This window comes from Citrobacter sp. wls714 (assembly GCF_005281025.1).
Classification (GTDB): domain Bacteria; phylum Pseudomonadota; class Gammaproteobacteria; order Enterobacterales; family Enterobacteriaceae; genus Citrobacter; species Citrobacter werkmanii.
The window spans coordinates 103,815-116,340 of sequence record NZ_SZWZ01000025.1 but is presented as its reverse complement, the minus strand read 5'-3'; the positions used below and the strand labels follow the sequence as shown (position 1 = coordinate 116,340).

Below are 12,526 nucleotides of genomic sequence, written 5' to 3'. Positions count from 1 at the left end.
CCGTTTCTGCAGCCAGTATACTCATTACCACCACGCGTGGAAATGATGCACCGGACCAATTCCCTCACCCACTTCCAGCGTGTCAGCCTGTGCCAGCGCCGCCGAAAGCCACAGTTTGGCTTCCTGTACCGTATCAGCCCAATTGTTATGCCGTGGACGCAGCGCCGCCAGCGCTGCGGAAAGAGTACAACCGGTACCGTGGGTATTTTTGGTCATCACCCTTGGCGCAGTAAAACGCTGTTCGCCATCACGGGTAAACAGCCAGTCCGGACTTTGCGCATCCTCCAGATGACCGCCTTTCATCAGCACCGCCTCACAGCCCAGCGCTCGCAGCTCCCTTCCCTGTTCTAACATCTCTTGCTCAGTTTGCGCATGCGATGCGCCGAGCAATGCCGCTGCCTCCGGCAAATTTGGGGTGATAATTGAAACCTGCGGCAACAAACGGGTACGCAGCGTTTCTACAGCCGCGGGCGACAGTAACGGATCGCCGCTTTTCGCCAGCATCACCGTATCCAGCACCACATTTTGCACCCGATGGCGGTGCAAACGTTCGGCCACCGCTTCAACAATATCCTCTTCCGCCAGCATGCCGATTTTGGTGGTATCGATACGTACATCGCTGAACACCGAGTCCAGTTGTGCGGCAACAAAGTCAGGTTCAATGCGATACACCGACTGCACCCCGCGCGTATTTTGTGCCACCAACGCGGTGATCACCGAACAGCCGTAAGCGCCAAGCGCGGAGAAAGTTTTTAAATCAGCCTGAATACCCGCGCCACCGCTGGGATCGGTTCCGGCGATCGTTAATGCGTTAATCCGTTTCATGCTTGCTCCTGCGCGTTCAGGTTATAGAGGGCGTCGAGAAATGCCGGGACAAAACTGCCCGGTCCGGTCGATTGTTGCGTGGCGATTTGTCCGGCCTGTTTCATCCAGCTACAGGCGGAAGCGACGTTATCAAGCCGGTCGCCGGGCAAGGCACAGCTGGCCGCAACGACCGCAGATAGCGCGCAACCTGTGCCGACCACGCGCGTCATCAATATATCGCCGCCATTCACGCAGACGGTACGCTGAGCATCGGTAACATAGTCCACTTCGCCGGTCACCACGACGATGGTCCCTACCTCACGAGCCAACGCCTGGGCCGCGCCAAGCGCAGCGGTTGGCGTATCGGTCGTATCCACGCCACGCCCCCCGCCGTTCATCCCCGCCAGCGCCAGTATTTCCGAGGCATTACCGCGAATTACGGCTGGCTGTAGCGACAGTAAATCCAGACAAAAGCGGCGGCGAAACTCAAGAGCGCCCACGGCAACGGGATCGAGCGCCCAGGGGGTTTTAGCAAGGTATGCCTGCTCAACGGCAGCGCGCATCGCCGTGGCCCGGTCACGAGTAAGCGTGCCGACGTTAACCAGCAACGCGCTGGCGATAGCCGCAAACTGGCTGGCTTCCTCGGGCTCAATCACCATCGCAGGTGATGCGCCTAACGCCAACAGCGTATTGGCGGTAAAGTTTTGCACGACCTCATTGGTCATACAGTGTACAAGTGGGGAAAGCGTTCTAAATTGGTGTAAGGCGTGGGCCGCGAGCGCGCGGCTGTGCAGGTCAGGCTGCATGGTTCAGCTCCTGCCCGCGCGAAGAAGGGACACGAGCAGTGTCAGACTTCCCTACGCTGGCATTATCCAGATCAGGTGGTACGGGTATTTCTCAGCCTTCACCAGGAAGGGCACCCCGAGTCGTTGAAACACAAACGTAATATGCTGGTTTCAGCAACAGGATACTGTCTGTGTCTGATGATGTAAATCGGCACGGCACGCTGATGCTTCGCCGCTAAACCTCTGGTCACAGTTGCCTGATTTCTGTACTTTCATTTACACTTTTTACGAAATTACTGGAGTGATAACAAAATAGTGCTTGTCAGATGTCCTGTTAGCCAGGAATCATACATGACTGATTTTGATGACCCGAACAGGTAGAGAGGATGGGTATGAAGAAGAAAATGTTGCTGGGTGCGCTGTTGCTTGTAACCAGCACCGTCTGGGCCGCGCCTACAGCTACTGCTGCCGCAAAGGGTATTGATCAATATGAGCTAAAAAGTTTTATTGCTGACTTTACCCATTTCAAACCCGGTGACAAAGTTCCACCACTGTATCTCACCGAAGAATACACCATTAAGCAATGGAATCTGCGCAACCTGCCCGCACCTACCGCAGGCACCCACTGGACCTATATGGGCGGCGCGTATGTGCTGGTCAATGATGCCGATGCTAAGATCATTAAAGCCTACGACGGCGAGATTTTTTATCATCGCTAAAAAAACGCACCCAACATTATTGGGTGCGTCAACTTTCTGTCAAACTGACATTTTTAGTTATAATCTACAACAACTTTTACCCGACTCATTGTATCCCCAGCCGTGACTTTTCCTGCGTACGTTCTGGTGCGGGCATAGATATTGATTGGCACCGTATTCCCTGTCACTTCCTCAGATCGGTAAAGATTATGACTTCCATACTGAATACTGTTGATACCATCCATGGATAACTGAAATCCCACTGAGCCTGCGCTGTTCGCCGCAGTACCATAGTCATTAGTCAGCGTAACCGCATCTGGAGCCAATTGACTCATGGGTTCAAAATAAAATAACAGATTATCCGGTGTAAATTTTAGACTTCCTGCCCCGCTTGCCTGACAGGTGAATTTTACCGGATGAAGCTCAAATTCCTTCTTATCAAGATCTTTAATGTTAATAACGCCAAGATCAATTTCCTGATTGCCAAAATAGCAGGTTGTGATATCGATAAGAATAGTAACATTCAGATTATATATTATTTTTTTAGGGTTACATTTATCCTCTTTTCCTTGACAATAATCGAGCGTTAACTCAGTAACCAGTGGAATAGTTGCACCAGGCGCGATAATCGTTGCACTGCCAGGGCTTGACGCTTCAACAATTTTATAATTCAGGACCAACCCTGCCATGTTAAAAAAGTCGGATAGCGTATATTGCATTTTACTTTCAGGGGGATTACCTGAATTATAACTCACTGAAAATGAAATAATATAGTATTTACTACCAACCTTAAATGCATATTCATTACTACGCATAAAGGCCATTGCCGCCTTCAACCAGGCATTCTCTTTTGAGGTACATTGCAGTATGACCATGCTGTCCTGACCAGAGGAAAAAACGCCACCAGAAAGCGTACCTGACATTGCATCTGGGGTGAATGAATATGCCCCCGTAATATCTCCCGGAAGAACAAAGTCACATTTATCAGCCTGTGCCCAAAAAGAGCATAATGTTAATACCATCAACAATATCCATCTCATCATCATCATCCTTTTACTGGCAAGAGTATGTCTTACTGGCATCAATCTCCTGATTGAAGGATATTGTGCAGTAACGTCCTTGTTGTTTATCAATGGCAACTTTTATTTTTGCAGGTACGTCATTAGTGCGAATAAACAACATACTGCCTTGCCCAACCAGACCAATATTTTCGCCCTGTTCGCTTTCCACTTCATAATCAAAGGTTAATGGGGAACCATCCGGTCGCAGTGCTTTAAAATACCAGGGTTTACGCTGGTCTGTATCAAAGCGAGCTTTGACCACAGCTCCGCGATATGGCGCAACACTTTTACGGTTACCTTGTAACTCTGTTTCACTATGCGAATTAGACACATCCAGCGTCAGCATATTCTCGCGATACGGTGTCATACCGTCATATACCACGGTCCCTTTGCTGTTTGTGACCCGATATTTCTGTCCATTGATATAGGCGTCTTCAAGTCCTGGCGCCTCCACTATCGCAATAGTATCCGAGAATGTGTTTGCCAGATTAACTCCCCCAGACCATGCCACTATCCCACCAGACAGGCTTCCGCTGCTCTGTTTATATTTTGACGATTGGCTATAGCTCCCATTAACCGTTGCCACAGGAGCTCGCCATGTCAGATTTGCTCCGGCCGTCGTTTCGCTATCTTGCCGCTGATGACTCAGGTTTACGCCATAATTAAACTGATTACGATCACCTGCAATACCGCTAATACCGGTGTTATTTGACGCAAAGCCATCATCATCAAACGTAGTCGAGTTTGAGAGATACATTTGTCGCCGTGGGGTTGATACGCCATCTCCCCAATTAAACGGTATAGAGATAAAAATGTTGAAACGTTTATCTTCATTATGATCTTCATCGTAAGCCTGACTGGCCGAAAGCGTATAACTAATACGCTGCCAGCTGTTGGTATAGCTCAACTGGTAATCTTTATTACTACCGCTACGCCCCCAGTAGTCACGCCACAATGTGCTTAGCGATACGGATCCCCAACCTTCAGGAAGAGATTGATTGATGTTGGCTGTAAAACTATTTTTACGGCCAAAATCATACTGATAATAATCAGCTATATCGTAAACATCATTTTCGTCACGGTGATAATTATTTTTATTATTCGCCCACACATGATCGTTAAAAGTTCGGTAATCTCGGGAAGAATATCGATAGGCAGCTAAGCCGAAACGCGTACCTGTTTGCGTAAGATATTTATTCCAGGCGACCTGATAACTCTGTCCGTCAAAAACATCGCCATTATCCTGTTTACTATGTGATTGCGTGGCGTCAAAAGAAACAGCGCCAATACGCGTATTCCAGCCAGTCCCTAGCGTAAAGGCATTATAGTGATCCCCAAGCATTGTGCCGCCGTACAGCGTTAAGAGATTATTATAGCCATACTGATAGCTGGCCTGAACAAAATCACTTTGGTTACTGGCCCCTTCTATATGGCTGCGACCCGCGACAAAATCATACTTAGATACGCCAGGCTGCAGCATATTGGGTACGGAGGAATAAGGAACCAGATAGGTCGTAACCGTTCCATCCGCTTCCTTTACACTCACATCAAGATCTGCCCCCCCGCCAGCTAACTGTAAATCAGCAATTGAGAAAGGTCCCGGCGGCACTTCTTTCTGGTACACGATAAAACCATTTTGCTCAATAGTAACAAGGGCATTGCTTTGCGCGATCCCCTGCACTAACGGCGTAAAATTCTGCTTTGAGTTCGGGAGCATCTGCATATCACGATATAAGCGTACCCCGCGAAACCGCACGGTATCGAAAATATCGGATGATGTATACATATCGCCTGCGCGCAACGTTCCGAGGATTTCAGGGATCCCACGTTCCAGATAAAGAGTATTACTCTTCCACTCACCGCTACTATCATCAGTTTTGTTGTAACTGGCATCAGAGTGCAGTTGCCAACCAAATAAATTTAACCCGCTATTGAAGCGCGCAAAGGTATTTTTACTGTTACCTGCGTCTTTGTAATCGCTATAGTATTGGCTGACATAATATGACGTATATAGCGCATTAATCCCGCGATCCCAGTTTTCAGGTTCGACATAACCGTATTCAAGCTCATTGACAAAAGCTTGCGGGACATTGAGATCAAGGCGAAATCGACTCATATCAAACGTTGACGTTCCGCCCTGCAACGCCGCTTTTAGCGGGACGCACTGTGCATCTTTATCAGCTTTAATCCCTTCAGACTTAATGCCCAGACGATGAACGAGACTCCAGCTTAAGCAGGTCTCATCAGGTTCATCCTTCACGTTGAGCTCATACTTACCACGCCATTGATTGTTTAGATAAAGATCTAAATCATAGGTGCCAGGTAACGGTTTTTCACCATCGAAACTAAAATTACTAATTTTTTCGCCCTTCAATCCCCCCATCATAAAGTGGGTATCAAAAGTTTCCTCTTCAGCAAATAACTGGCCTGAAAACAGCAGCAAAAAGATCGCAGAAGCAAGTGGAGTTATCCTTAACATAGCCACACCTCATATTATTTAACACTGACCGTATCGCTAACATAATTCCCACGATCATCAATAATGGTGACAATATATCGATTGCTGCCGTTGTTTCTCAGTTGAAGTATCTGGCTGGATAACGGTGGCAATAAAATTGTCTTACCATTTAGTTGTACTTTATTTGCCTCAATTTTTGGCACTGTAATCCAGTTAGCCGTAGCGTTTTGCAAACTTAAGCCACTACTATTGCGAGAAAAGGTTAATTTTTTAATACTATTTTGTGTGACCGCCTCAACACCTTTTGGCCGATACAGCATTTTCAACCTATTTTGCATGGCAAATTTAAGTGTGTTTTTTCCATCTTGATTGTTGGTGTTGGGTGGGATATCCAGCACATTAAAATAAAACATACTTTCTTTGTCATCTGGCAGCGTATTGGCCATTTTCTTAATTTTTATTTGCTGACCTGAATTGCCTTTAACACGAACAACCGGTGGTGAAAGCAAAAATGGTACATTAATCTTTTCTGGTGGTAATGACGTGTCTCCATCATCAATCCAGCTTTGTACCAGAGATGGTCGACTGCTCTGGTTCATTAACTGAACGACAATTTCTTTTTGATCAGCCGGATAAATAACACGAGTGCCATAAATCACGATATCGGCGTGTGCCGGGAGCGTCAGCGCTATCAGGCCTGCAAGTAAAATCCGTTTCATAATATACTACCTTAGTGATAGCGCTATATTGCCGGCAACTCCCGGCAATATAGCCATTGAGAATTAATCAGTTACGACAGTAAATTTAATAGTGGATTTTACTTCGCCCGCTTTAATATCCTGAGCCAGACGGGCCCATTGTGCATCAAATTTTAAGGTGTATTTAACGCCCTCAGCGCCAATATCTTCGCCATCCAACTGGCTAACATCCACAATCTGATCGTTATTGTTAATATTAACAAAATTCGAGGCGGTGTTATAAAAATTAACAGAGAAACCTACGCCAGTAGTATCGCCATCATCATCTTGCAATAATCCTGGAAGTGATGAGAAACTAGTTGGCGAAAAAGTAATGTTTTGTAACTTCACGCTTTTCGGGCAAATAATTTCAATTGAATCGGCGCCCGCATCCCATTTAGTAGGATTGACTGCACCAACATTAATTTTGTAAACATCAGATGTTGAGATCGTGCCCATATCAATGATCGCGGACTCTCCACCACCTGCATTAAAATGACACGAAGAACCTTCCACAGTTGCTTTAATAATCAACTGTCCTTCTTCAGTGATAACATTCTGATCAGCCGCGTGTGCCATGCCTGCAAATAAAAAAGGGAGAAGCGCTGAGCAAATAATTGATCTTTTCATACGACATTCCTTATAGGTATAGAAAACACATCCTTTTAACATCCTGGAAATCAAAATGTCACAGGCCTAATCCTGACGCAATATGAAATGATGTTTTATTTGATTTAAAGCAAATTTCAATAAGCATTATTTAATTATTAGATAATAGTTATTTAAGAAATTCACAAATATAATAAATAACGGAAAGTAAATTCATTTACAAAAAAGAACAAAAAAAACAGCAGCATCACATTGCGTAAGCTGCTGTTCAACAGAATAAATTTTGTCGTGATTAATCGTAGGTATTGAGCACGATTTGTCGTTGAGTATCACCCGGCAACATAACACGTTGGGTACTGATGCCCTGGTAGTTTGGCTTTTCACTTCTGGCCATCAACCGCGCCCCGGTCTCCTGACAATCAGTTCGGGGTTTTTCGCCAGTCATGTCGACACGGCACGTAGGCTCGACGACATGCGCAACAATAGTTAACTTTCCGTCAAGTGAATCAGAAGCAACTGCCTGCAAACTCATTCCATAAGCCAGAGTGATAATTCCCAAGAATAAACTAGTTTTCATGCGTTCATTATTCCTGTCATGGGGTAGAAACAGCGCACAAGCTGCTTGTCCGTTGAATTATGAGATAACTTCCCTGCTAAAACCAATTGAAATTATAGATTGATGAAATTGGTTTGATCAATTTGAATGATGCGTTAAGAGGAAATATTCGGAAAAAGGCGTGAATTATAGTGATGTGATGAATAATATTGTGCAGTTTGTTCGGCCAATATATTCACCGCACCAATATATCATTAATACGGTGAATAGGTATAACACTTCTTACGTCAGCAAAAATTACACCGCGCGGAAGGCAATCTCGCCAGGAATAACTTCACCCTGCCAGTACAACTGCGCTGCTACGCGCCCTGCAAGGTCACGGTAAATGGCAGTAAATTCGCTGTCTGGGCGGCTGATAACCGTCGGTGTACCGCGATCGAGGTCTTCACGCAGAGAAATATGCAGCGGCATTTGTCCCAGCAGTTGGGTGTGGTACTGCTCGGCCAGTTTCTGCGCGCCACCGGTGCCAAAGATTGGCTCATGATGACCGCAATTGCTGCAAATATGCATACTCATATTCTCAACAATACCCAACACCGGCACTTCGACTTTTTCGAACATCACAATGCCTTTTTTCGCATCGATCAGCGCAATATCCTGCGGCGTGGTCACTACAACCGCCCCTGTTACCGGAATGTTCTGCGCCAGCGTCAGCTGGATGTCACCGGTGCCTGGCGGCATATCCAGTACCAGATAATCAAGATCCGGCCATAAGGTTTCCTGCAGCATCTGCAACAGCGCTTTACTGGCCATCGGGCCGCGCCACACCATGGCGTTATCGTCAGTGACCAGATAGCCAATGGAGTTGGTCGCCAGACCGTGAGACATAATCGGCGCCATATGAGTGCCGTCCGGCGAAGTTGGACGCTGGTTTTCCGCACCGAGCATCGTCGGGATGGACGGGCCATAAATATCGGCGTCAAGAATGCCCACCTTCGCCCCTTCCGCAGCCAGCGCCAGCGCCAGGTTCACCGCGGTCGAGGATTTTCCTACGCCACCTTTGCCCGAGCTAACGGCAATGATGTTCTTCACACCATTAATACCCGGCTGGTTTTTCACGCGCTTCAGCGTCGCGATGTTATGCGACAACTTCCAGTCAATCGCCTTCGCGCCGGTAATACGCAGCAGATCGGCACTGCATTGCTCTTTTAATGCTTCAAACGCACTATGCCAGACGAAGGGCATGACCAGCTCGACGTGCAACGTGTCATCCATCCAGGCGACGTGGTGCAACGCTTTAAGCGTCGTCAGATTATGCTTCAGGGTTGAATGCTGAAAATTCGCCAGCGTCCCGGCGACCATCGCGCGCAGGGTTTCTGGTGATTTGGCCTGGGATTGTGAGTTCATCCCGACTCCTTTTTGTTGTTCTGAAAATACAATAGTCACCAGGTAGTTTACTCCAACCGCAACAATTATTCATTTACGTATAAATGCCCTTATCGCTTGGCGCAGTAATTACCATTTTGGTACTATCAAAGCCCTTTTCACTACAAAAGAAGTAATTGCCCACTATGACTCAAGTCGCGAAGAAAATTCTGGTAACGTGCGCGCTGCCGTACGCCAACGGCTCTATCCACCTCGGCCATATGCTGGAGCACATCCAGGCTGATGTCTGGGTCCGTTACCAGCGAATGCGCGGCCACCAGGTAAACTTCATCTGCGCGGACGACGCCCACGGTACGCCAATCATGCTGAAAGCACAGCAACTTGGGATCACGCCAGAGCAGATGATCGGTGAAATGAGTCAGGAGCATCAGACTGATTTTGCAGGTTTTGACATCAGCTACGACAACTACCACTCTACGCATAGCGAAGAGAACCGTGAGCTGTCTGAGCTGATTTACACACGCCTGAAGGAGAACGGTTTTATTAAAAACCGCACTATCTCCCAACTGTACGATCCGGAAAAAGGCATGTTCCTGCCTGACCGTTTCGTTAAAGGCACCTGTCCGAAATGTAAGTCTCCGGATCAGTACGGCGATAACTGTGAAGTCTGCGGCGCAACCTACAGCCCGACCGAACTTATCGAGCCGAAATCCGTCGTTTCCGGCGCAACACCGGTGATGCGTGACTCAGAACACTTCTTCTTTGACCTGCCATCGTTCAGCGAAATGCTGCAGGCGTGGACGCGCAGCGGCGCGTTGCAGGAGCAGGTCGCCAACAAAATGCAGGAATGGTTTGAATCTGGCCTGCAGCAGTGGGATATTTCCCGCGACTCACCGTACTTCGGTTTTGAAATCCCGAATGCGCCTGGCAAGTACTTCTACGTCTGGCTGGATGCGCCAATTGGCTATATGGGATCGTTCAAAAATCTGTGCGACAAGCGCGGCGACACGACCAGTTTTGATGAGTACTGGAAAAAAGACTCCGACGCCGAGCTGTATCATTTCATCGGCAAGGACATCGTCTACTTCCACAGCCTGTTCTGGCCTGCCATGCTGGAAGGCAGCAACTTCCGTAAGCCGACCAACCTGTTCGTACACGGTTATGTGACGGTGAACGGCGCGAAGATGTCCAAATCTCGCGGCACCTTTATTAAGGCCAGCACCTGGCTGAAGCACTTCGACGCCGACAGCCTGCGTTACTACTACACGGCGAAGCTCTCTTCACGTATTGATGACATCGACCTGAACCTGGAAGACTTTGTCCAGCGCGTTAATGCCGACATCGTCAACAAAGTGGTCAACCTGGCCTCCCGTAACGCTGGCTTTATCGCCAAGCGTTTCGACGGCGTGCTGGCGGCTGAACTGGCCGACCCGGCACTGTATAAAACCTTCACCGATGCCGCTGCAGTCATTGGCGAAGCGTGGGAAAGCCGTGAATTCGGTAAAGCTATCCGTGAAATCATGGCGCTGGCCGACGTGGCAAACCGCTACGTTGACGAACAGGCCCCGTGGGTTGTGGCTAAACAGGAAGGCCGCGATGCGGACCTGCAGGCAATTTGCTCAATGGGCATCAACCTGTTCCGCGTTCTGATGACTTACCTGAAACCGGTACTGCCGACGCTGGCTGAACGCGTTGAAGCCTTCCTGAACAGCGAACTGAACTGGGATGCTATCGAGCAGCCGCTGCTCGGTCACAAGGTCAACACCTTTAAGGCGCTATACAATCGCATCGACATGAAGCAAGTTGAAGCGCTGGTTGAAGCGTCTAAAGAAGAGGTGAAAGCCGCGGCCGCACCGGTTACCGGCCCGCTGGCGGACGATCCGATTCAGGAAACCATCACCTTTGACGATTTCGCCAAAGTTGACCTGCGCGTCGCGTTGATTGAAAACGCTGAGTTCGTAGACGGTTCTGACAAACTGCTGCGTCTGACGCTGGATCTCGGTGGCGAGAAGCGTAACGTCTTCTCCGGTATTCGTTCTGCTTATCCGGATCCGCAGGTCCTGATTGGACGCCAGACCATTATGGTTGCCAACCTGGCACCGCGTAAAATGCGCTTCGGTATTTCCGAAGGTATGGTAATGGCGGCAGGTCCTGGCGGGAAAGATATCTTCCTGTTAAGCCCGGACGAAGGTGCAAAACCTGGCCAACAGGTGAAGTAAGATATATCAAGCGCTGCAATGGCAGCGCTTTTTTTTGCGTTAGCTTTTCCCCTAATCTTAAGCTCGTCATATCACTCCATTTTCGGACTGCTCAGTTATCACGATTAGATTTATTCTATACTGCTTTGCTATTAAGGTCGTACGGGCCCATTAAATTCACAGGCTCTATTATTTTGCATCCAATATTCATGAAATGGAGTTTTACATGAAAGCGTTACAAAAATTACTTTCACTCGCCGCGGCATCTGTTCTGGTTTTTTCCCTCGCGGGTTGTGGTGATAAAGAAGAGACGAAAACATTCAATGCCAACCTTAACGGCTCGGATATTACCGTCTCTTACACCTATAAGGGCGATAAGGTTCTGAAACAAATTTCTGAAAGCAAAATCAGCTATGCGTCTGTCGGCGCCAGCAATAAAGAAGAAGCAGCAAAAGTCTTCGACGCCTTAAGCGCTAAATATCATAATATTCCGGGCATTGAAGAAAAGCTCACCTATACAGACACCTACGCGCAAGAAAATGTCACTATCGATATGGAAAAGGTCGATATAAAATCGTTGCAGGCCATCTCCGGGATGAAGCTATCTGAGAATGCCGATAAAAACATCAGCATGAAGCAAATGCAAACGGTAATGGAAGCGGCGGGTTTTAAAGAAGTGAAATAAACGACCGGCGACCCGATTTTAATCGTGGTCGCCCGTTTTTTTCGTTATGCTTTCGCGCTATGTACGCGTGAGGTCAAACCGCGCAGGAAATAACGCAGGAACTGATCGCCACATTCGCGATAGTTTTTATGATCCGGCGCGCGCATCATGGCGGTAATTTCCGGCATCGACACGCGAAATTTCTGCTCGGTCATAATGGCCAGAATATCATCGGTTTTCAGCGAAAAGGCGATACGCAGCTTTTTCAGCACCGTATTGTTATTAACACGACGCTCAAGCGCCAGTTCCGGCGCTGAATCATCTTTCCCGCGCAGATGATAAATCAGACCGTTTAAAAAACCGGAAAGAATGATATCCGGGCAGCGCACAAACCCATCTTCATCTTCTTTTGTCATCCAGGTATCAAAACCCGCAGAGGTGGATTCCATGTCAGCAAGCGCAAGAATACGCACCATGTCGTTATTGTTCGCTTTCAGGGTGTAGCGCAGGCTACGAAGAATATCGTTACTTAGCATAGAGCCTTCAACAGTCGGTGATGCAATGGCGCGC

At 47.9% G+C, this 12,526-nt stretch carries 12 protein-coding genes and 1 riboswitch; of the genes, 3 read left to right on the top strand and 9 right to left on the bottom strand.

What is annotated here, in order from left to right:
• Positions 1–24 precede the first annotated feature (24 nt).
• Complete coding sequence (gene thiD / locus FDX11_RS03450) at positions 25–825, bottom strand: bifunctional hydroxymethylpyrimidine kinase/phosphomethylpyrimidine kinase (RefSeq protein WP_137397492.1); 801 nt, start codon at positions 823–825, stop codon at positions 25–27.
• Positions 822–1,610 carry a hydroxyethylthiazole kinase gene (gene thiM / locus FDX11_RS03445; protein ID WP_042307380.1) on the bottom strand — a complete coding sequence of 263 codons (789 nt, stop codon included), beginning with the start codon at positions 1,608–1,610 and terminating at the stop codon, positions 822–824. The genes thiD and thiM overlap by 4 nt, the downstream gene beginning before the upstream one ends.
• A 31-nt stretch (positions 1,611–1,641) precedes the next feature.
• Positions 1,642–1,738: riboswitch (TPP riboswitch) on the bottom strand.
• 243 nt (positions 1,739–1,981) lie between these two features.
• Between thiM and FDX11_RS03440 the strand changes: the two genes are divergently transcribed.
• Entirely contained in the window at positions 1,982–2,308 is a 327-nt protein-coding gene (locus tag FDX11_RS03440; protein WP_032941982.1) for an RcnB family protein, read from the top strand.
• A gap of 53 nt (positions 2,309–2,361) precedes the next feature.
• Here the strand turns inward: FDX11_RS03440 and FDX11_RS03435 are convergent, their stop codons facing one another.
• The 6 genes from FDX11_RS03435 to apbC all read right to left on the bottom strand — a co-directional run bounded on the left by FDX11_RS03435 (position 2,362) and on the right by apbC (position 9,115).
• Complete coding sequence (locus FDX11_RS03435; RefSeq protein ID WP_137349911.1) at positions 2,362–3,369, bottom strand: fimbrial protein; 1,008 nt, start codon at positions 3,367–3,369, stop codon at positions 2,362–2,364.
• A complete protein-coding gene (locus FDX11_RS03430) occupies positions 3,341–5,827 on the bottom strand; it encodes a fimbrial biogenesis outer membrane usher protein (protein ID WP_137397491.1) in 2,487 nt (828 codons plus the stop codon). Before FDX11_RS03430 ends, FDX11_RS03435 begins: the two co-directional genes overlap by 29 nt.
• Positions 5,828–5,841: 14 nt before the next feature.
• The gene (locus tag FDX11_RS03425) at positions 5,842–6,525 is read right to left on the bottom strand and encodes a fimbria/pilus periplasmic chaperone (protein ID WP_137349909.1); all 684 of its coding nucleotides are present in this window, start codon (positions 6,523–6,525) and stop codon (positions 5,842–5,844) included.
• Between the two features lie 63 nt (positions 6,526–6,588).
• Complete coding sequence (locus FDX11_RS03420) at positions 6,589–7,173, bottom strand: fimbrial protein (protein WP_165407144.1); 585 nt, start codon at positions 7,171–7,173, stop codon at positions 6,589–6,591.
• A 271-nt stretch (positions 7,174–7,444) separates the two neighbouring features.
• Positions 7,445–7,729, bottom strand: a complete 285-nt coding sequence (locus FDX11_RS03415; protein ID WP_137349907.1) for a DUF2574 family protein — start codon at positions 7,727–7,729, stop codon at positions 7,445–7,447.
• A gap of 276 nt (positions 7,730–8,005) precedes the next feature.
• The gene (gene apbC / locus FDX11_RS03410) at positions 8,006–9,115 is read right to left on the bottom strand and encodes an iron-sulfur cluster carrier protein ApbC (RefSeq protein WP_137397489.1); all 1,110 of its coding nucleotides are present in this window, start codon (positions 9,113–9,115) and stop codon (positions 8,006–8,008) included.
• 164 nt (positions 9,116–9,279) lie between these two features.
• On the opposite strand from apbC, the gene metG reads away from it, so the two are divergent.
• Both metG and FDX11_RS03400 read left to right on the top strand, forming a co-directional pair.
• A complete protein-coding gene (metG, locus tag FDX11_RS03405; protein WP_079223487.1) occupies positions 9,280–11,313 on the top strand; it encodes a methionine--tRNA ligase in 2,034 nt (677 codons plus the stop codon).
• A gap of 205 nt (positions 11,314–11,518) precedes the next feature.
• Positions 11,519–11,977, top strand: coding sequence for a YehR family lipoprotein (locus FDX11_RS03400; protein WP_042307369.1), 459 nt, complete (start codon positions 11,519–11,521; stop codon positions 11,975–11,977).
• Positions 11,978–12,021: 44 nt separating this feature from the next.
• On the opposite strand, the gene FDX11_RS03395 is transcribed toward FDX11_RS03400, so the two are convergent.
• The gene (locus FDX11_RS03395) at positions 12,022–12,492 is read right to left on the bottom strand and encodes a DUF1456 family protein (RefSeq protein ID WP_137397488.1); all 471 of its coding nucleotides are present in this window, start codon (positions 12,490–12,492) and stop codon (positions 12,022–12,024) included.
• Positions 12,493–12,526 lie beyond the last annotated feature (34 nt).